At 61.3% G+C, this 20,370-nt stretch carries 18 protein-coding genes; 5 read left to right on the top strand and 13 right to left on the bottom strand.

Features of this window, described 5'->3' with window-relative positions; all coding sequences use genetic code 11:
- Positions 1 to 19 precede the first annotated feature (19 nt).
- Both PPN31114_RS03355 and PPN31114_RS03350 read left to right on the top strand, forming a co-directional pair.
- Positions 20 to 1,264 (top strand): RDD family protein, encoded by a 1,245-nt coding sequence (locus PPN31114_RS03355; protein ID WP_150678061.1) that lies wholly within the window; start codon positions 20 to 22, stop codon positions 1,262 to 1,264.
- The gene (locus PPN31114_RS03350; RefSeq protein WP_150678060.1) at positions 1,261 to 2,577 is read left to right on the top strand and encodes an RDD family protein; all 1,317 of its coding nucleotides are present in this window, start codon (positions 1,261 to 1,263) and stop codon (positions 2,575 to 2,577) included. The genes PPN31114_RS03355 and PPN31114_RS03350 overlap by 4 nt, the downstream gene beginning before the upstream one ends.
- Before the next feature lie 15 nt (positions 2,578 to 2,592).
- On the opposite strand, the gene PPN31114_RS03345 is transcribed toward PPN31114_RS03350, so the two are convergent.
- A complete protein-coding gene (locus tag PPN31114_RS03345) occupies positions 2,593 to 3,087 on the bottom strand; it encodes a PaaI family thioesterase (protein ID WP_150678059.1) in 495 nt (164 codons plus the stop codon).
- A gap of 88 nt (positions 3,088 to 3,175) precedes the next feature.
- On the opposite strand from PPN31114_RS03345, the gene PPN31114_RS03340 reads away from it, so the two are divergent.
- A complete protein-coding gene (locus PPN31114_RS03340) occupies positions 3,176 to 4,516 on the top strand; it encodes an aminotransferase-like domain-containing protein (RefSeq protein WP_150678058.1) in 1,341 nt (446 codons plus the stop codon).
- A gap of 48 nt (positions 4,517 to 4,564) precedes the next feature.
- Here PPN31114_RS03340 and PPN31114_RS03335 read toward each other — a convergent pair whose 3' ends face one another.
- The 7 genes from PPN31114_RS03335 to PPN31114_RS03305 all read right to left on the bottom strand — a co-directional run bounded on the left by PPN31114_RS03335 (position 4,565) and on the right by PPN31114_RS03305 (position 13,093).
- A complete protein-coding gene (locus PPN31114_RS03335) occupies positions 4,565 to 5,803 on the bottom strand; it encodes a phenylacetate--CoA ligase family protein (RefSeq protein WP_150678057.1) in 1,239 nt (412 codons plus the stop codon).
- A gap of 53 nt (positions 5,804 to 5,856) precedes the next feature.
- Positions 5,857 to 6,669, bottom strand: coding sequence for an ABC transporter ATP-binding protein (locus PPN31114_RS03330; RefSeq protein ID WP_150678056.1), 813 nt, complete (start codon positions 6,667 to 6,669; stop codon positions 5,857 to 5,859).
- Positions 6,670 to 6,778: 109 nt separating this feature from the next.
- Positions 6,779 to 8,074, bottom strand: coding sequence for an ABC transporter substrate-binding protein (locus PPN31114_RS03325; protein ID WP_246182454.1), 1,296 nt, complete (start codon positions 8,072 to 8,074; stop codon positions 6,779 to 6,781).
- Between the two features lie 112 nt (positions 8,075 to 8,186).
- A complete protein-coding gene (locus PPN31114_RS03320; RefSeq protein WP_150678054.1) occupies positions 8,187 to 9,263 on the bottom strand; it encodes a branched-chain amino acid ABC transporter permease in 1,077 nt (358 codons plus the stop codon).
- Between the two features lie 21 nt (positions 9,264 to 9,284).
- Positions 9,285 to 10,199: a branched-chain amino acid ABC transporter permease gene (locus tag PPN31114_RS03315; protein ID WP_058378630.1), complete on the bottom strand. Its 915-nt coding sequence runs from the start codon at positions 10,197 to 10,199 to the stop codon at positions 9,285 to 9,287.
- Between the two features lie 43 nt (positions 10,200 to 10,242).
- Positions 10,243 to 11,151 (bottom strand): ABC transporter ATP-binding protein, encoded by a 909-nt coding sequence (locus PPN31114_RS03310; protein ID WP_370865853.1) that lies wholly within the window; start codon positions 11,149 to 11,151, stop codon positions 10,243 to 10,245.
- Positions 11,120 to 13,093, bottom strand: a complete 1,974-nt coding sequence (locus PPN31114_RS03305; protein WP_150678052.1) for an AMP-dependent synthetase/ligase — start codon at positions 13,091 to 13,093, stop codon at positions 11,120 to 11,122. The genes PPN31114_RS03310 and PPN31114_RS03305 overlap by 32 nt, the downstream gene beginning before the upstream one ends.
- 321 nt (positions 13,094 to 13,414) lie before the next feature.
- Between PPN31114_RS03305 and PPN31114_RS03300 the strand changes: the two genes are divergently transcribed.
- A complete protein-coding gene (locus PPN31114_RS03300; protein WP_150678051.1) occupies positions 13,415 to 14,086 on the top strand; it encodes a Crp/Fnr family transcriptional regulator in 672 nt (223 codons plus the stop codon).
- Between the two features lie 4 nt (positions 14,087 to 14,090).
- On the opposite strand, the gene PPN31114_RS03295 is transcribed toward PPN31114_RS03300, so the two are convergent.
- The 5 genes from PPN31114_RS03295 to PPN31114_RS03275 all read right to left on the bottom strand — a co-directional run bounded on the left by PPN31114_RS03295 (position 14,091) and on the right by PPN31114_RS03275 (position 19,668).
- Positions 14,091 to 15,101 (bottom strand): alpha/beta hydrolase, encoded by a 1,011-nt coding sequence (locus PPN31114_RS03295; protein ID WP_150678050.1) that lies wholly within the window; start codon positions 15,099 to 15,101, stop codon positions 14,091 to 14,093.
- Between the two features lie 8 nt (positions 15,102 to 15,109).
- Complete coding sequence (locus PPN31114_RS03290) at positions 15,110 to 15,703, bottom strand: TetR/AcrR family transcriptional regulator (protein WP_150678049.1); 594 nt, start codon at positions 15,701 to 15,703, stop codon at positions 15,110 to 15,112.
- Between the two features lie 77 nt (positions 15,704 to 15,780).
- Positions 15,781 to 18,510: a penicillin acylase family protein gene (locus PPN31114_RS03285; RefSeq protein ID WP_150678048.1), complete on the bottom strand. Its 2,730-nt coding sequence runs from the start codon at positions 18,508 to 18,510 to the stop codon at positions 15,781 to 15,783.
- 105 nt (positions 18,511 to 18,615) lie between these two features.
- Positions 18,616 to 19,233, bottom strand: coding sequence for a GNAT family N-acetyltransferase (locus PPN31114_RS03280; protein ID WP_150678047.1), 618 nt, complete (start codon positions 19,231 to 19,233; stop codon positions 18,616 to 18,618).
- Between the two features lie 39 nt (positions 19,234 to 19,272).
- Positions 19,273 to 19,668 (bottom strand): winged helix-turn-helix transcriptional regulator, encoded by a 396-nt coding sequence (locus tag PPN31114_RS03275; RefSeq protein WP_150678046.1) that lies wholly within the window; start codon positions 19,666 to 19,668, stop codon positions 19,273 to 19,275.
- Positions 19,669 to 19,783: 115 nt separating this feature from the next.
- Here PPN31114_RS03275 and PPN31114_RS03270 point away from each other — a divergent pair, with 115 nt between their 5' ends.
- Positions 19,784 to 20,347, top strand: coding sequence for a flavodoxin family protein (locus PPN31114_RS03270; protein ID WP_150678045.1), 564 nt, complete (start codon positions 19,784 to 19,786; stop codon positions 20,345 to 20,347).
- Positions 20,348 to 20,370: the final 23 nt, after the last annotated feature.

Below are 20,370 nucleotides of genomic sequence, written 5' to 3'. Positions count from 1 at the left end.
CCACCAAAATGAGGCACACATGGCACTTTCGGGGTGGTGGAAAAGTCTTGTCGGCGTCCGTTACGTGGCGCCAGGCGACGGGGCGGGCGATGGCCGCGTAGAACCGGTTTTTGGCAGCGGCCCTCCGCCGTTGCCCGACTCGGTCGCGACACCGGCTTTTGCCGAACCTCGTTTGGCGGGTGGGCCGCCGCCCTTACCGCCCCGCCCTGCGGCCCCCGAAGCTACCGACCAAACCGACGACGCGGGCGCCATGCGCCGTTTCGGTGCCCGGTTCATCGATCAAAGCCTAGCGGCATGGACTGTCATTGCGGTGTCCACGTTCGTCGCATCTTCCCTGCCGGGCATATCCCCCGCCTCCTGGACGGTCGCCCCGCCATTCTTCATCACCCTCTTGCTGTCTTGCGCACTCGTGCTCAGCGCGTTGCTCGTCGACGGCACCATCCGAGCAGTGTTCGGCAACACGCTAGGTAAGAAGGTGTTGAAACTAGAAGTTGTCGACCGAGACGGCGTGCGGTTGTCCACACGAGATTACTTCAATCGAAATGTGTACTTGTGGTGTACGGGCTTTGGCTGCGGTGCCTGGATGTTCAACATGATCATGCCGCTCATCCAGTTGTGGCGTATTAGTCACGGCAAACCTGCGACGTACGACGTCAAGCGGGGTACGCGTGTGCGCATCTATGCGCGGCTGACGACCGTCGGCAAGATCCTTGCCGCCATTCCGTTCATTCTCGCTGGCGTAGGCCTGTTGCTCAATATCGGGAAAAGCATGCGGCAGTACAGTTCCGACGACATCGGGCCAATTACGCACTCATGGGTCAATCCCGTCACAAAACACTCTGTCGAGATGCCGGACCGCTGGCTCGACCACACGACGAAGGTGGCGCCAACGACCGACGGCCTGCCCCCCGTTGCCGCCCTCGAAGATGGCAACGGCTCCATGGGCGTGCTGCTCTATCGCTTCACCATGCCCCACTCGACCACACAGGACAGAGCTCGCGCATATCGGGACGCCAATGCATCGCACGTCGAGTTCGAAGACGGCGGCACATTCGACACGATTGGACCGGCCTGGGAGCGGTGGACGGCGCACGCCGTCAGCCGCCCCGACAAAGTGCCTCGCATTGTGAACATCTACCATCACGACAATGACTACTGGCTCCTGATTGCTATCGACCGCGTAGGAGCCTCGAAGGAATCGCCAGTATTGAAGGATCTGCGCGATCGCGTCGCGCAGACGATTCTTGGGCGCCCGCAGCCATGACGATGGACACCACTGTCACTGCGACAAATCTGAGCGGCACCACCGGGCCTGCTGCCGTATGGTGGTTCGAGCGCGATGGTCGCCGTGTTGGCCCCGTGACGGCCGATGAACTTGGCGCACATGTGCTGGCGCTCGACGTGACCCCGGACACGTTGGTGTGGCGCAGCGGCATGTCGGACTGGATTCGAATGGATGCGGTGCCGGAGTTGGCCGCACTAAGGCAAGCGGTGCGTCTGGCAACCGGCGGCCCCCGGTACTTGGCACGTCTCGTCGATATCGTATTCGTGTTCACGTTGTCGGGCGCCGTGTACAGCCTAATATTCGCCTTGTATATGGGCACGTCGCCGATGTCGGCGTTTCCCGACAACCCTTGGCTCATGCCCATCGTCATCACGGGCAGCCAACCACTGCTCGACGCACTCATTGCAGCCGTTTTCGGCAATACGCCCGGCAAGGCCCTGCTCGGCATTCGCGTCATCGATGGTCGTGGGAAACCGCTGTCCTTCGTGCGTTATTTTTTGCGCAACTTGCTCGTTGGCTCATTCGCCACCGGCTTTGGAATTGGCATATTCGGGATCGCCGCGCAAGCTTGGCAGTTCGTCCGCGTCAAACGTGGTGAACCTACCGTATATGACGTTTGGATCAATGGCCGTGTTCTAGGGCGCCCCGTCTCAGCCGGGAAAATCGCGCGGTGTGTGCTCGCCGCCGTCGCATCCATCGGGCTCTGGTTCTTCGCAACCCAAGTCGCCCACCGCGTTTCTGCCGACGAGCGAGCCAAGGCCGTTGTATCGCGCCCCGTGAGCCGTGATGCACAAGCCCCAGCGTCAGCCGCCACATCACCCTCGCCCCCCGTCGACGCCTCGTTCATCTGGCGCAACCCGGTCACGCAGACTGCCGTGCGCATCGACGGTGCGTGGATCTATACCGAAGCGAACAATCGCACCGGCGACCGGGTATCCCTGTTCTCAACCGAAGACGGCGGTGCACAGATCATTCTTGGCACCGACACAGTCAGCAAGGCCAGTCTGGCGCAATACGCGCAGAACTTCGTGAAGCAGAACAGCGACCGATATGTCTTTGAGGACGCGGGCCGGATTGTGCGGGCAGGTATGGGATCGAAATGGGTCGGCGTCGCAAGGTCGCGACGATATGCCGATTTGCGCATGCAATTCGAAATCGTGCAGCGCGGTCCGCGTTTCTGGTATCTGATGGTCGCGCTCGACAAACCGTACGACAAGCACGCCCGCCTGACTGACACCTTGCGCGAGACGTTGCTCAAGTCCATCGGCGAAGGGAACGACGGCGCGCTGTGAGCGAGCGCATTGCCGTCACCTCCCCGTGGCGTGCTCGCCTCTCAACGTCATCACGGCGCTATCGATACGGGCGACCACCTTGCCGTCGTCACGTTTGATTTCGCATAGATAGTGCGAAACCGTGCGCCCGCGATGCGTCGCCCACGCATGCGCTTCAAGCCGAGACACCCAAACCGGGCGCAGAAATGTCGCCTTGAGATCGATGCTCGTGAAGGTTTCCCCTTCGCGCATCAGCGTCGAGTGTGCGGTGCCAATGGCCGCGTCGGCTAACTCGCACAGCAAGCCGCCGTGCACGGTCCCTTGCTGATTGCCGTGAATTTCCGCGTTCGCATCCAGCTCGATGACCGCCGTGGCTTCGTCGATCGAGACGATGCGAAAGCCAAACAGGTTGGAGATCGCCGTCGGATAACGCATATGCGTTTTGTCTTCCGCGCGCAGCGTTCCAGCCAACTGGCGGCGCAGGAAATTCAACACAGGCAATTCGGTCGATTCGTTCGCGGTATCGGACATGGCAGAGAGGGGGACCTCGTTCAGAGATTGCTCTGCGCAGTCTGTCTGCCTAGAATCGGACAATCAAGAAATTGTCCTACGTACAATCATGGCCGAATCCCCCGTCACCGCAGTGGTCGAGCATCTCTCCAGCGAAATCCGCCGTGGCGTACTGCCACCCGGCACCGCTTTACCGACGCATCGCAAGTTGGCCGCCCAGCACGGCATTGCGATTGCTTCGGCGAGCAAGGTCTACGCGCGATTGCAGGCCATGGGGCTAGTCGTTGGAGAAGTCGGGCGCGGCACCTTCGTGCGCGATCGCCCATTGCAACGCGAATGGGACGCCGACGACGAGGCCCGGCTGAGTTCGCAATCCGTCGATCTCTCATTCAATCATCCGACGTGGGCGGGTCAGAGCGACCTGTTACGCGCAACGCTCAGAGAACTCGCATCGTCCGGCGACGTTAGCGCGCTGATGCATCAGCAACCACCGGGCGGGCGTCTGCATGAGCGGCAAATCGTTGCAGACCATCTGCGGCAAGCACGCGGCATGCGAACAACGGCCGACCAAGTCTTCCTCGTCGGTGGCGCGCAACAAGGGTTGGATGTCACGATTCGCTCCTGCCTTCAGCCCAATGACGCCGTTGCGGTCGATGCCCTCACCTACCCCGGCTTCAAGATGGCGGCCGCATTGTCGTCCCTTGCCCTCAAGCCCGTTACCGCCCTCAACGACGGCCCCGACCTGAACGCGCTAGACGCGCTTTGCCGCCGTAACGTCATCCGCGCCATCTATGTGATGCCCACACTGCATAACCCGCTTGGCTGGGTGCTAAGCGCAACGCAGCGCAGACAACTGGCCGAGCTGGCGCGCCGTTACGATTGCCTCATCATCGAAGACGCCACCTACGCCTATCTCGTCGACGACGCAGCACCGCCCATCGTCACGCTCGCCCCCGAGCGCACGATCTACGTGTCGAGCCTGTCGAAGAGCGTGGCCACGGGCCTGCGTTTCGGCTACGTCGTGGTGCCGCAGGACTATGCCGCCCGTGTCAAAAGCGTGGTTCGTGGTAGTTACTGGAGCCTGCCGAGTCTGGTGACGGCGATTGCGACCCGATGGATCGCTAACGGTACGGTCGCGCAACAGGAACAATTTCAGCGCGACGACGCACGCCAGCGCCAATCCGTCGCGCGCGAGGTCTTAGATGGCATGGGAATGGTGGCCCATCCGTCGTCGCAATTCCTCTGGCTGCCGTTGCCCGAGGGCTTGCGCATGGATCAGGTCGTCGCGGCGTTGGCCGCGCGAGGTATTGCGGCGTCGAAGGCCGAAGCCTATGCCACGACACCGCACGCGCCACACGCCTTGCGGCTGGGCTTGAGTTCGATGCCCTTGGCGCGTGTCGGTCCGGTGCTGGCCGAGGTGCGCCATATCATCGAACATCTGCCGATCTGAGCGCGGAGCGCACAGCGATGCGCTCCGCTACCGGCGCTTCCATCGCTTTCAATCGTACGCGCGTGCGTCTTCGACCAGCTTGCCGTCATCGGGCAGCGTGCCAGTCGTCACGAAGTCGATCTCGGCGCGCAAGCGCGTCACGTCGCGCAGCGTTTCCTGCAAGCGCGCAGCAAGCCCCTCGGGGGGCGTTGCGGCCGTCTCGCACAACAGCGTCATACGGTCGTCGCCCACCCGGCCCTCGACGCGTAGACGCATGCGCCCCAGCTCCGGATACCGTTTGCCGATCTCGCCAATCTGCCCGGGGTGCACGAACATGCCGCGCACCTTTACCGTCTGGTCGGCGCGTCCCAGCCAGCCCTTCAGGCGCATATTAGTGCGCCCGCACGGACTGATCCCTTCGGCGACCGCAGACAAATCCCCCGTGGCGAAACGAATCAACGGATAGTCGGGATTGAAGTTCGTGACGACCACTTCGCCCGTCTCGCCTTCAGCCACCGGCTTCGTGCCGCCCGGCTCCACGATTTCCACCAATACGTTTTCGTCGACGATCAGGCCCGCTTGCGCATCGCTCTCAAACGCAATCAGGCCAAGATCCGCCGTGCCATACAACTGGCGCGCGCTGATCCCACGCGTGTTGAACCACTGCCTTAGCGACGGCGGCAACGCCTCACCCGAGAGCGACGCACGCCGGATGCTGCTGATGTCGGCCCCTATCGATTCGGCTTTCTCGATCAGAATCTTCAGGAACGACGGCGTCCCGGTGTACGCACCCGGTTGAAGGTGAGAAATCGCTTCGATCTGCTGCGTCGTTTGTCCCACCCCCGCGGGGAATACACAGCACCCCAAGCGCGCGGCCCCCGTCTCAATCATCATGCCCGCAGGTGTGAAGTGATACGAATACGTGTTGTAGACGAGATCGCCGGAACGTAATCCCGCCGCGTGCAAAGCCCGTGCAAAGCGCCACCAGTCGCTACCGCGCCCATCCGGCTCGTAGATCGGCCCCGGGGATTGATAAACGTGCGCCAGCCCGCCAACGGGCGTCGCGTTCAATCCGCCCAGCGGTGGCACACGGAGTTGATAGGCCGACAGATCGGATTTACGCGTCACTGGCAAATCCGCCAGCGCAGCACGAGAGTCGATGCTGCGCGCGTCGAACCCACCGAGCACTTCGGTGAAGTACGAGGCGTTCGCGCGGGCGTGCGATACGTGTGCCGGCAACGCGGCCAGCAGTGCCTTCTCGCGAGCTTCCGGGGCACGGGTTTCAAGCGCGTCGAAGTAATCGTTCATAGAGACGGAGGGACTGAATAGGTTGACAGCCGGGTGAGCGCTCTGCGACAGGCTTACGCAATCCAGCGCTTGCGCCGCCGATAGCTCTTCACGTTGCGAAAGCTTCCCTCGCTACTCGCACCGTCTTTGGCGATACCCAGATAAAACTCCTTGACGTCCTCGTTATCGCGCAGCGACGCCGCGTCGCCATCCATCACCACACGCCCGTTCTCGAGAATGTAGCCATAGTCCGCGTAGCGAAGGGCCGCCATGGTGTTCTGTTCAGCGAGCAAGAAGCTAACGTTCTCCCGTTCGTTCAGATCGCGCACGATCGCAAAGATCTCTTCCACGATTTGCGGCGCGAGCCCCATCGATGGCTCGTCGAGCAACACCATCGACGGCTGCGCCATCATGGCCCGCCCGATAGCGCACATCTGTTGCTCGCCGCCCGACGTGTAACCGGCCTGCGACTTGCGGCGCGTTTTCAAGCGTGGGAAGTACGCGTAAATGCGCTCCAGCGCATGTTGCTGCGCACTGCGCGATGCATGACGCACATACGCGCCGGTGAGCAAATTCTCTTCAATGGTCAAATGCCCGAAGCAGTGTCGGCCTTCCATCACCTGAATGACGCCGCGCTTGACCAGCCCGTTAGGCGTGAGCTTCTCCACGCGTTCGCCGCGATAGTCGATGGTGCCTTTGGTCACCTCGCCGCGCTCTGCCTGAAGCAGGTTGGAGATGGCTTTGAGCGTCGTACTTTTGCCCGCGCCGTTCGCGCCGAGCAGTGCCACGATCTTGCCGTCAGGCACGACCAGCGACACACCCTTGAGCACCAGGATGACGTGGTCGTAAATGACTTCGATATTGTTGACGCGCAAACTCGCTTCCATGCCGCGTGACTCCGGAATCGTTGTTTTCGGCTCGCTTATTGGCTCGCTTATCGGCTGACTTACAGGCTCACTTGCGCGCCGCACATCGCGACGCGCAAGCGAGACCCGATTACATCTGCTGATAACAGGCTGGCGTCATGCCCTTTTCCTTGGCGTACTGCTTGGCCGAGGCTTCGAACAGCGGGTGAATCAGGCGGCGGTTGCCTTCGATCCAATCCGACACCATGACCCACTTGGCACCGTCCCACTGCTGGATACGCACCTTGCCCGAACCCTCGTGGTCCTGGCAGCTCGTCTTGATATCCGGCAGCAGGCCGGTCGCGCCAAGCGTCTTGAGGCGCGCCCCGTCGATATTCAGGTTCTCGAACGCCCAGCGCACTTGCACCGGGGTCATGACCTTGCCTTTGCCGAACTTGTTCTGCGCGGTGTTGAGCGCTTCGACGGTCGCCACGGCGGCGGATACGCCACGGTTATAGAGCACGGAGCCGACCTTCGACGGGTCTTGCATATTGCCCTTGCCCGCGCCGTACACCACCTTGTCGATATCGGCGATCAGCGGCACGCCCTTGCCCGCCACGTTCCACGTCGCGCTCATATAGCCCTTGGCCGCCGGGCCCGCCGGGATCGTGTCTTCCTCGGAACCGGCCCACCAACTGCCGATGATCTTCTCGCGCGGATACCCGACTTTCTGCGCCGCCTTGAGCGCCGTCTGGTTCATCACGCCCCAGCCCCAGAACACGACATAGTCGGGGTTTTCCTGGCGAATGCGCAGCCATTGCGCACCCTGTTCGTTGCCCGGGTGGGCCACCGGAATTTCGATCAGGTTGAATTTGTTGATCTTCGACTCTGCCTGCATGGCGACGATCGGCTCTTTGCCATAGGCCGAGTCGTGATACAGGAACACGATTTTCTTGCCGTTGAGCGAGCCGCCATTCTTGTCGGCGAGGAACTTGATAATCGCCGAGGCCTGCATCTGATAGGTGGTCACCAGCGGGAAGGCCCACGGGAAGACGGTGCCATCGACCGCGTCGGTGCGCCCGTAACCCATCATCACGAGCGGGACCTGATCGGTCGCCGTCTTGTCGATCAGCGCGTACGAAATGCCGGTGGCCATGGTGTGATACGCCGTGCCTTTGGTGACCGGGTTGCGGCCCTTAAGCCGCTCGTAGCACTCCACGCCCTTGGCGTTGTTGTATTCGGTCTCGCACTCTTCCCACGACAGCTTCACACCGTTCACGCCGCCGTATTTCATGTTCACGTATTGCAAATAATCGATGAAGCCACCGTAGAACGACTGCCCGTTGGCCCCGTACGGGCCCACCCGATAGTCGGCCAGCGCGATGAACTGATCGTTGGTCTGGGCGAGCGCGGTGCCCGCCGAGCCCATGCCGAGCACCAGACTCATGCCTAGCGATACCGCCAGTTGTTTCGTGTTCATGCTGTGTCTCCTTGTGGTCTTCTCGATAGCGATACGTGGTCAGCCAACGCCCGTTTGCCGGTGCGTCAATACATCGAAATCAGTGCGGGAACGGCCAGATGCGCAGCTTCTCCTTAGTGATTTGCCAGAGTCGCGCCAGACCGTGCGGCTCGACAATCAGGAAAAAGATGATGAGGCCACCGAACAGCATCAACTGGATGTGCGAGACCGTCGCGTTGGTGAACGGCAGGTGGAGGAACGTGGCAATCGGCGGGAGCGTGAAGTCGAGCAAGATCGGCAGCAGCAAGATGAACGCCGCACCGAGAAAGCTGCCCAAAATGCTGCCCACGCCGCCGATGATGATCATGAACAAGATGCGAAACGACAGGTCGAGCGAGAAGCCGTCCGGCTCCACCGAGCCGAGGTAGCAATAGGCGTACAGCGCACCAGCAACGCCGCAGTAAAACGAACTCACCGCGAACGCCAGCAGCTTCACGCGCATGAGCGGAATGCCGATGACTTCGGCCGCTACGTCCATGTCCCGAACGGCCATCCATGCACGGCCGATGTGCGAGCGCACGAGGTTCTTCGCGATCAACGCCATAACGCATACGATGCCGAGCACGAACAGGTACTTGCGCACCGGTGTGTTGACGTCGACGCCGAGAATCGAAATCTTCTGCGCCGTAATCACGCCCGACGAGCTGTTGTTCGAGAGCCATGGAAACTTCGTCAGCACCCACAGCACGAAAAATTGCGCGGCGAGCGTCGCCACCGCGAGGTAGAAGCCCTTGATGCGCAGCGACGGCAGGCCGAACGCGATGCCCACGAGCGCCGCGCATACGCCGCCCATTGCGAACGACGCAAGAATCGGCATGCCTTCGATGCGCAGCTGGAAGTTATATGACGCGTAGGCCCCCACCGCCATAAACGCCGCCGTACCCAGCGACAACTGCCCCGCGTAGCCCGTGAGAATGTTAAGGCCGAGCGCGGCAAGCGAGAACACGAGGAACGGCACGAGAATGGCCGTGAGCCAATATTCCGAGGCAATCCACGGCAGCACGCCAAAGGCGATCACCAGCACTGCACTAACCGTCAGGCGGTCCTGACGGATCGGGAAAATCTGACTGTCGGCGACGTACGATGTCTTGAACTGACCCGCTTCGCGATAGAACATAGTTGGCCTCTGGGTGAGTTGTCAGACACGGTCGATATGGCGCTCGCCGAACAACCCCTCAGGGCGAACGAGCAGGAACAGCAACGCAAAGACATACGGGAACCAGCCCTCGATACCGCCGAAGTTGCCTCCGAACTGGCTTTGCAGCAACTGCGGCAGATAGATTTCGGCAAGCTTCTCCGCCGCACCGATGATGAGTCCGCCGACAATCGCGCCCGGAATCGACGTGAAGCCGCCAAGGATCAACACCGGCAGTGCCTTGAGCGCCGTCATCGTCAAGGCGAACTGCACGCCGTTGCGCGAACCCCAGAGCATGCCCGCGACGAGCGCGACAAAACCCGACACGCTCCAAACCACCACCCAGATGCGCTGCAAGGGAATGCCCAGCGACAGCGCCGCCTGATGGTCGTCGGCCACGGCACGCAATGCCCGGCCGATGCTCGTGGCCTTGAAGAACAACGCCAGCAGTGCAACGAGTACCGCCGCGATACCGGCCGCGGCAAGATCGAAGCTGCTGACCAGCAGCCCGGTCGAATCCATGATCGACGCGATCGGTTCGTCGACAATGCCCAACGACAACGGGCGCACTTCGTTGCCCCAGAGCAGCGGCGCCAAGCCCTCGAGGAAGAACGACAGCCCGATGGTCGCCATGAAGAGCGTGATCGGCGACTGGTTCACCAGCTTGCGCAAGACGAACCGTTCGGTCGCAGCTCCCACGAGCACCATGACGCCGAATGCGCCGATCGCCGCCGCCCACAGCGGCAATCCTCGCTCCATCAATCCGACGACCGAGAGCGCCGCGAAATACACCATCGCGCCCTGTGCAAAGTTGAATACCCCGGACGCTTTGAAGATCAGCACAAAGCCCAGCGCCACGAGCGAATACATCACGCCCGAGAGCAGCCCGCCGATCAGAATTTCTAGAAAGAACTGCATCGATGTCTCCAAGTCGCAAATGCGTGGCCGTGCGCGGCAAGGCTCACGCCGCAGCGGGTACGCCGTGCGCCGATCCGAGATAGGCGCGGATGACTTCGGGGTCTTGTTTGACTTGCGCGGGCGAACCATCTCCGATCTTCTTGCCGTAATCGAGTACGACAACGCGATCCGAGATATCCATCACCACGCCCATGTCGTGTTCGATGAGCACGATCGTCGTGCCGAACTCTTCGTTGACTTCGAGAATGAAGCGGCACATGTCGCGCTTCTCTTCGAGATTCATCCCCGCCATGGGCTCGTCGAGCAACAGCAGTTCCGGCTCGGCCGCCAATGCGCGCGCCAGCTCGACGCGCTTTTGCAAGCCATACGGCAAGCGGCCGACCGGCGTCTTACGGATATGCTGAATTTCGAGAAAGTCGATGATCTCCTCGACCTTTTCGCGGTGTTCGGTCTCTTCGCGGCGCGCCGGGCCCCACCACAGGGCGCTGGCAAGCAGCCCCGAGCGCATGCGCGTGTTGCGGCCCGTCATGATGTTGTCGAGGACGGTCATGCCTTTGAACAGCGCGATGTTCTGGAACGTGCGCGCCACCCCTTGCCGCGCGGCAGACGTTGGGTGCATGCGTTGGCGCACCTGCCCCCGAAAGACGATCGTGCCTTGCTGCGGGTGATAGACGCCGTTAATCACATTGAGCATCGAGCTCTTGCCCGCGCCGTTCGGGCCGATGATGGCCCGGATTTCATGCTCGCGCACATCGAACGAAATATCGGTCAGCGCCTTGACGCCGCCGAACGACAAGCTGATGTGCTGCAAGTCGATCAACACGTCGCCGGCCTTGCGTTTGTCGTTCATGCCTGCTCCTGCGGAATTCGGATGACGTTGTGAATGACGTGTTTGCCCGGTGCGCCCGCCGTACGCGCAACTATGCGGCGCAGCGCAAGCCCACAGGCGCAGGGTCGTCGACAGGGGCGCGAGTGCCGAGCACCCGTGCGGGGTGAATGGTCAGCGTGGCGCTCACGCTGCCTTCCCGCCCGTCTTCGAACTTCACACGCGTTTCAATGAACTGCGCCGTCTTGCCCGTGTAGAACGCGTCGATCAGTACGTCGTACTTCTGGGCGATAAAGGCGCGACGCACTTTGCGCGTGCGCGTCAATTCGTCGTCATCGGGGTCGAGCTCTTTATGCAGAATCATGAAGCGATGGATCTGCGCGGCGGCGAACGCCGATTCTTTCGCCAGATCGGCATTCACCTGCTCGATGCAGCCCAAAATCAGCTCGGCCACTTGCTCGTTGCCCGCCAGATCGAGATAGCCCGCATACGGCAGGTTGTGGCGCTCCGCCCAGTTGCCGACCGCATCCATGTCGATGTTGATGAACGCGCACACCTTGTCGCGGCCATCGCCGAACGCCACGGCTTCCTTGATGTACGAGAAGAACTTGAGCTTGTTCTCGATGAACTTGGGTGCGAACAGCGATCCGCACGCGAGCTTGCCCACGTCCTTGGCGCGATCGACGATGCGCAGATGCCCGTCGGCATCGATGATGCCGGCGTCACCCGTGCGGAAATAGCCGTTCTCGTCGAAGGCTTCGCGCGTGGCATCGGGGCGCTTGTAATACTCCTTGAGCAACCCGACGCCGCGCACCAACACTTCACCGCTCTCGCCAATCTTGATTTCCATGCCCGGGGCGACGGGACCCACGCTGTCGAAGCGCACCTGACGATCAGGTTGCAGGCAGACGTAAGCGCACGTCTCCGTTTGTCCGTAGAACTGCTTCAGATTGATGCCAATGGCGCGGTAGAACTTGAACAGATCGGGGCCGATCGCTTCACCGGCGGTATACGCCGTGCGGATGCGGCTCATGCCGAGCGTGTTGCGCAGCGGCCCGTAGATGCAGAGGTTGCCGAGCGCATATTGCAGACGGTCCACCAGCGAGACGGGCTGACCATCGAGCACGGCGGCACCGCAGCGCTGCGCAACGTTCATGAAATGTGAGAAGAGTTTGCGCTTGATCGCGCTCGCGTCTTCCATGCGAATCATCACCTGCGTGAGCACGTTCTCGTACACGCGCGGCGGGGCGAAGTAATAGGTCGGGCCGATCTCGCGCATATCGGTCGCGACGGTCTCGGGCGACTCCGGGCAGTTGACGGTGAATCCTGCCACCAGCGCCTGCGCGTAAGAGAAGAGATGGTCGCCCACCCATGCCATCGGCAGATACGACAGCACTTCGTCACCCGGGCCGAGCTTGTCGAATTGACTGCCGTGATGCGCCGCGCCGATCAAGCCCGCGTGCGAATGACAGACGCCTTTCGGCTTTCCGGTCGTGCCCGAAGTGTAAAGAATCGTGGCGGTATCTTCGGGGTCGCCCGCTGCCACGGCGTCGTCGTAATAACGCGGATGTTGTGCGTCGAACGCACGCCCCTGTTCTACCATCGACGCGTACGATTGCAGACCCGGTGCATCGTAGTTGCGCAGACCGCGCGGGTCTTCGTAAATGATGTGCGCCAGATGCGGCACGCTCTCGCGCAACTCGAGCAGCTTGTCGACTTGTTCCTGATCTTCGACGATGGCGAAATTGATCTCGGCGTCTTCGAGCACGTGAATCATTTCTGCCGCGACAGCATCTTGATACAACGGCACGGCGACACCGCCGAGCGCTTGCGCTGCCGTCATGGCCCAGTACAGACGTACGCGGTTATTGCCGATGATGGCGAGATTATCGCCACGCGAGAATCCGGCAGCGGCGAGTGCACAGGCAAGCATGCGCACTTCAACCGCCGCTTCCTGCCAGCTCCAGCTTTGCCAGATCCCGAGATCTTTTTCCCGGTACGCCGTGCTGGCACCACGTGTGGCGGCGTGTGCCAACAACAATCGCGGGAAGGTGGTCCGCTCCTGCATGCCTGTCTCCTGTGTCTCGCCACGTTTCGACAATTGTCGAGGGGGACGTGGCGTGGCTCGGTCGGCGGGCGCGCAATAATTCGCAATCACGCTTATTAACGCGCCCTATCCTGCTGGCGCCACTTTTCGTGGCGCTTCTTGGTTGGCTTGTAGTGCAGTGACGATCGCTTTGCCGCGCGGCAGGCAGCTTCTATACTTGTGCTTCGGCGTCGTGTAGCAACACCGTGGATGCTTGTCTCACCCTGCGCATGGCAAGGCGAAGATACCCCATGACCCACGACGGATTTGTCACCCGGATGACAATCAAGGGAAAGTCCCTATATGTCGTTAGAGACCCTGTTGCAGCGCAGCGTATGGGCACAAGGACTCACGCCAGCGCAGCGCGAACGCGTGACGGCGGAGATTCAAGTGCGGCCGGTCGAGAACGGTGGTTATGTGTGCCGCAAAGGCGACCCGTCACACGCATGGTTTGGGGTCATCGAAGGGCTGGTAAAAATCGCGACCGCGTCCGCGAGCGGCAAGTCGGTGACATTCACCGGCGTCCCCGCGGGGGCCTGGTTCGGCGAAGGCTCACTGCTCAAGCGCGAGATTCGTAAGTACGACGTACTGGCGTTGCGCGACTCGGTCGTCGCGCATATGCCAATCGCCACTTTCGATTGGCTGCTCGACACAAGCATTCCGTTCAACCGCTTTTTGACCCTGCAACTCAACGAGCGGCTGGGCCAGTTCATCGCGGCAGTCGAACACGAACGTCTGCTCGACACGGACGCACGTGTGGCCCGCTCGCTGTCGTCGATGTTCAATCCGGATCTCTACCCGAGCGACGACACGACGATCCAGATTTCACAGGAAGAATTGAGCTATCTCGCCGGGGTATCGCGCCAACGCGTGAATCTGGCGCTCAAGGTACTGGAGCAGGCCGGACTGGTGAAGGTCGATTACGGTGTCCTCACGATTCTCGACCTTGAGGGGTTGCGCGAATTCGGGATGTGACGGCTTATCCGGCTGCCGATGCCGTCCTCGGCAGATGTGCATGCACGAACCGCGCCACTTCCGCGCGAAGCTCCTGATCCTCCGGCGCCCCCATAAACCCGCCGTGCGGCATCCCTTCAAAAATATGCAGTTCGCAGGGGACGGCGGCTCGCCGCAATGCCCGGTGCATTCGCACGGCGTTCGAGAGAAACAAGTCGCGCGTACCGCTCTGGATGAACGTCGGCACGAAACCCTGTGAGAAATCGCCGAATAACGGTGAAAGATAGGGATGCGCAAGATCGGCATCCCCCGCATACAACGCGTTGTTGGGCATCAGCGACTTCGGGAGCAAAACATCCACACGCTGATTGATTTCGAAGCTATCGCCCGATTCGGTCAGGTCGACTTCCGGCGACAGCAACACTAGCGCGGCGGGCATCGGCAGCCCTTCGTCCCGTGCGCGAAGTACCATCGCAGCCGCGAGATTGGCCCCAGCCGAGCGGCCGCCGATCACGATGTGAGTTGCCGGATACGTCTCCAGCAATCGACGGTACGTCACCAGACAGTCGTCCAGCCCTGCGGGATACGGATGTACTGGGGGCATGCGGTAGTCGATACCCCAGCACGTCATACCTAACTGCGCGGCCTGCATCTGCGCGCCGATACGGCAAACCTCTCCGCCGCCAAAAACCAACCCGCCGCCGTGTAGGTCGACATAGACGACGTCGTCGTCGTCGACGCCATCGGCCGGTGTGCCAACGTGTACCGTCGTGCCGCCGATCACGCGGGTTTCCACTTTCGCGTTCAACTCACCCGCTACCTGCGCCATGGCTGCGCCGTATTGCGCATCGGCGTCCGTCTTGAGTCGCATCCAACCGTCGAAGTCGTTCGGCGCCGGTGCTGTGTACATCGCGTTGAACGGCTCGCCGTCAGCGCTGACCCAGCGGCGCAACGCGGCTAGCGCCTGCGGGCTAATACTGCGAGGAAAAGGAATGACGCGCGCGGGTACGCGCACGCCGTCAATGGCATCGGTCATGACAGGATTCAATGATTCCCGGTGGGAAGCGGCGGAGTGGCAGGCCATTGCCGAAGTGAGGTATCGAGCGCGTCTAAACAACGCTGCCACGAGACGTCGGCATCCGGTGCGCTATGGGCGAACGCACTCGATGATGTGAGCGTGATGTAACCCATGAAAAAGCCACCGAGAAAACGAATCGCATGGACTTGCTCAGACTCGGGGACAGCGTAACCGTGCAACACCGCTCGCATTAGCTGAGCGAGTTGCGGCCCCGCACTGGCGGCAGCCATCTCGGGGGACAACGGGTGGCGCGCGGCGGTAAAACGGCCCGGGCAGCGAAGCGCGTAGTCTCGATGTGCATTCGCCAGTGCAATCAAGGCGTCCTTACCGGCGCGCCCCGCCATTGCCTGCGCCGTGGCATCCGCCAATTGGCGCAGGGCCAGCAGCGCTATCTGCGATTTGAGATCGTCGAGATTCTTAAGGTGGGAATAGAGACTGGCGAGCTTCACGCCGAACTTGCGCGCCAATGCGGCCCCGGTCAAATGCTCGAAGCCAATCTCGTCAGCCAACTCGGCACCGCCCTCGACCAGCCGTTCAACTGTCAGCCCAACTCGGACCATCCGCGACCTCGCACGAAAACTAATTGATTAAGTTAATTTCCTAATCATATTAGTTTTCGTGCGCAGGATCAAGGCACTTACTGGGAGACCGCCTCACGCTCAATTTTCAAGCGCTCGACCGACTTTGCCGCGCGATTGACGTCCGCGTTGTCGTGCCACAGAGGCTTGCGGCCAAAGGTGGTGTACATCTCCACCTGATCGGCGTAATGCGGCGACGGCGTGCCGTCCGGTGCAACGAAACCGCTCTGCCCCGGCGCAACCACGTCGTAGGCCGTCACCTTGCCGCGCGTACCAGGCGCGCCGAAGACGATCAGATCGTTCTCTGTCCCTCGGTTCATGTACACCGGCGTGCGCACCGCTTCACCGGCATTGGCCTGCGGCACACCGAAGAAGTTGTTGGCGCGGAACGTCAGCGGCACCGTCGGTGCACGCCATGCCGCCATGTCCGGGCCGAGTTTAGACTTCAATGCGCTCGCCGTATCGTCCAGCGCAGCAAGAATCACGTCGTCCGGGCGCTTGCCATTGAAGATGTCGAACGTCTGCGGCACGCCAGCTTTGTCGCCGCGCAGGCCTTCGTAAAGCACCTTGCTGCCGTTACCGATGTTGGCCGACCCCGTCGGCCCGTCCTGCGGTGTGGCGTAGCCGCTGGCCAAGAACCACTTGTCGTACGGCGCAGGCACCACTTCGCCAAGCGTGCGCTTGAGCATCGCGCTAAGCCATGCGTCCATGATGGCCGGACCTGCCGTGTCGTAATGACCGGTGTGTTGCGGATCGCGGTTCAAACCGTCCCACTTCGCCAATTGCAGCGCGAGCTGGCGACGCGCATCGGTCGCGGGCAGGTTGGCCGTTGCGCGCTCGATGAATGGCAGGAAGTGACGGCGATTCACATCGACCGCACTCGTCTGCTTCAGGATCTGCCACATGTCGTCGACGCCCAATTTGTCTTGCGCCTTGATGCGCTCGTCGATTTCCACGACGCGATCGGCACCGCCCCACACAAACGCAAACAAGTCGCTTGCCGGATAGCCCTTTTGCGGCGAGTTATTCCAGTTGGCAATCCAGCCTTGCTTCGGGTTGTAGACCTTCGGGTTGGTGGAGAACGGCAGCAGCCCCTTCCAATCCCACTCGCCCGTGCCGGGCACCGGCAAACGCGGATCGTGGCCGGGGCGGCGATCCGGATACGCGCCCGTGTGCACGTAGCCGATGTTGCCCGCCGTATCGGCGTAGTACCAGTTGATCGTCAGCGCATGGCGCGCCGCCTGCGCCGTCCACGATTTCCAGTCTTGCGCCTGCGCTTGATGCGTCCACGCGAGCAACGACTGCACTTCGAGGCCATCCCATGCGCGCGCCTTGGCGTAAGCAATGTTTTGCTTGTTGTCGCGCTGCATGACGATGCCGTGTACCGTGCGATACACCTCTTGCACGACAGGCTCGCCTCCCTTCACGCGAATGATCTCGACGCGCTTTTCCATGTCGTGCCATTGGCCGTTGTGGAAGTAGCGATTCGGGTTCGCCGGATCGAGTTTTTCGGCATACATGTCGATGTCGTCACCGAAACCCGCCGTCGATCCCCAAGAAATCTTGCCGTTGTGGCCGAACAGAATGCAGGGGTAGCCGAACGGCGTATTCCCGACGAGATCGAAGCCCGCGCCGTGCAAGCCGATACCGTACGTGTACGCCGGGGCGAACCAGCCGAACTGCGGACCGTTGAGCATGATGGCGCTAGCGTCACGAGCCTTGTTTTTCCCGACGATCCACATGTTGCTTGTGGTGGGGAAACCGGCAGGACCGGGCTGACCATATTGCGCAAACTGGGCGAGCATCGTGGCGGCGTTATCGTCCGTGGACTGATGCAGCAACGCGCCGTCGACCCCGCGTGCGAGTCGCGCCAGCATCGGGGCCGGGCCGTCATAGCGAGCCAGCGGTTGCATCGTCGAGGCCAGGTCTGCCGGTTGTCCTGACGCGGCCGTCTTGCTGCTGGACAACGGCCCCACTTTGACCGGATAGACGCCTTCCGATGCCGGAATGGTCGTAGGCGCATCGGGGTTCACGAGCCACTTCAGTTCGTTAAACAAGGCCATGCCCTTGTCGGCGCCGTACTTGTCTTTGAGTGCCGTCACCAACGCGAGATTGTCGATTTCGCTGGTCGCATCGGAGAACCGGTTGGCCATCGTGCCCACGAAAACCATGGCGACATCGAAGGCATCCCAGTTCGCGGGTTGAAAACCGAAGTCGTTGAATTGCTTCGGCATGCGTGTGTTCGGTTGCGCGCGCACTTGGGCAATCCAGGCGTTCATGCCGGCGGCATAGCCTTCGAGGATATCGCGCTCACGCTGTGGCAAATCGGCCAACTGGCGGCGGATAGATGCGGGCCAGTAGTTGCCTCGGATCGATTTGTCGAAGTCGACGAACTTCTCACCCAGCACTTCCGCCACGGTGCCTTGCGTGCTGCGCCGCGCCATCTCCATCTGGAACAAGCGGTCTTGTGCCACGGCGTAACCGTAGCCATAGAACAGCGCGTAGGTCGTCGCGGCATAGATGTGCGGCACGCCGAATTCATCGCGCTTGATGGTGACGTCGGTACGCCCAGGGATCGCCTGACTCGCCTGGTTCGCCGTGCCTTGTGCAGCCACGGTCGACTGACCACCTTCGACAGTTTTTGCCGCCACAGGCCCCGCCAGCGAGAGACTCAGGAGCGACACCGCCAGTGCGGCCGACAAACGGCGCGGATCACGGTGTGTTGCGTTGGCGAAGGAATGCGCGGACGCAGCCGCCAGCACGCGCGGCGAGCGAGTGAGCAAAGTCATCAATGTCTCCGGAGTTCTTATGGATAGAGACCATTGACGTTATCACAACAAAAACCGACCGGTCGGTTAATTAATTCACCGACCGTTGATATGTTAAGTATCGGTTTAACTGGCGTGAGAGGCGGCCAGCTTCTGTAAGAGCATGGCCTTCACGTCCGGCCACTCGTTATCGATGATGCTAAAACGCACCGAATTGCGCTTTCGGCCGTCGGGCATGATGCGCTCGTGTCGAACGATGCCTTCTTGCGTGGCCCCGATGCGCAAAATCGCTGCGCGCGACTTTGCGTTCGTTTCATCGGTCGTGAACTGCACGCGCACGCATTGCATGACATCGAACGCATGCGTCAGCAGCAAATACTTGGCTTCGGTATTGATGCTCGAACGCTGCGCTGACGCGCTCAGCCATGTGTGGCCGATCTCCAGTTTCCGATTCGCCCGATCGATTTTCCAGAAACGCGTGCTGCCCACCACCCGTCCGGTATCGCGCCGCACAATGACAAACGGCATCACGGTGCCGTCTTGCCGTCCCTTCAACGCTTTGTCGATATAGCCGTCGATGGTGGCTTCCCCCGGCACGACGGTGAATTTCAGATTCCACAACTCGCCGTCGGCAGCCGCGTCGACAAGTGCCGAGCGATGGTGGACCTCAAGGGGATGCAGTTCAACGCCATTGCCAATCAGCGTGGTGCGCAGTTCATCGACTTCCGTGCTGCTCGTTGCCATCAGAATTTCCAATCTATGGATGGGTTGGTCAATCTGACGTCAATGATCATCGAAACGGTTCTGGGAGCGCAAGACTTCCTCGATATGGTTTTCCGCCCAGGCCACCAGCGGGTCGACGAGTTCCGATAGCGTGCGGCCTAGCTCGGTGAGCGAGTATTCGACCGTCACCGGCACCGTGGCGAACGCCTCGCGATGCACCAGCCCGTCACGCTCGAGTTTTTGCAGCGTCTGGCTCAACGCTTTGGGCGAGATGCCACCGATTTCACGGCGCAATTGATTGAATCGCTGCGCATCGTCGCGAAGAATCTTCACGATCAGCAGCGACCACTTGTCCGCCAATCGGCTAAATACAAGCCGGGCCGGACAGCCCTCCATATAGACGTTGTAACGACTCGCGACGTCGTCAGTCCTCGCCAATGCGGCATTGCGCGGCATGATATCCCTCCGGTAACCAGTTACCACCAGGTAACTTCTTGTTAGGCTGCTATACAAAATATACTATCGACGCTCCAGTGCCAATCCGGCATTTCTCGGTGTGTAAGGAGTTGTCATGGCAAAAACGGCCATCGTTTATTTTTCGGGTTACGGACATACGAAGCGGGCCGCCGAAGCGGCCGCGCAAGGCAGCGGTGCCGAGCTGATCGAAATCAGTGAAGACGGCAACGTGAGCGATGCCGGTTGGGAGGCCTTGGCGCAAGCGCAGGCGATCATCTTCGGCACGCCCACGTACATGGGCTCGGTGCCGTGGCAGTTCAAGAAATTTGCCGATGCGTCGTCCAAGCAGTGGTTCGGACGCGGTTGGCAAGACAAGGTGTTCGGTGGCTTCACGAACAGCGCGAGCCTGAACGGCGACAAGCAAGTCACGTTGATCTATTTGCAGACGCTCGCCTCGCAACACGGCGGCATCTGGGTCAGCCTCGGCTTGCTGCCCGCGAACACCAAAGCCGCGACGCGCGAAGACGTGAACAATCTGGGCGGCTCGGTCGGCGCACTGGTGCAGTCGCCCGCCGATGCCACGACGGAGGAAATCTCCAGCGGCGACCTCGAAACGGTCAAGCGCTATGCGGCGCGCGTGGCGCAGGTCGCCGCCCGTCTGCACGCTGCGACGCACTAAGGCGTCGCAGGGCGGCTAACGAT

Source organism: Pandoraea pneumonica, from assembly GCF_902459645.1.
Classification (GTDB): Bacteria; Pseudomonadota; Gammaproteobacteria; order Burkholderiales; family Burkholderiaceae; genus Pandoraea; species Pandoraea pneumonica.
The sequence above is the reverse complement of the archived record's forward strand: the minus strand, read 5'-3'. Positions and strand labels throughout refer to the sequence as shown.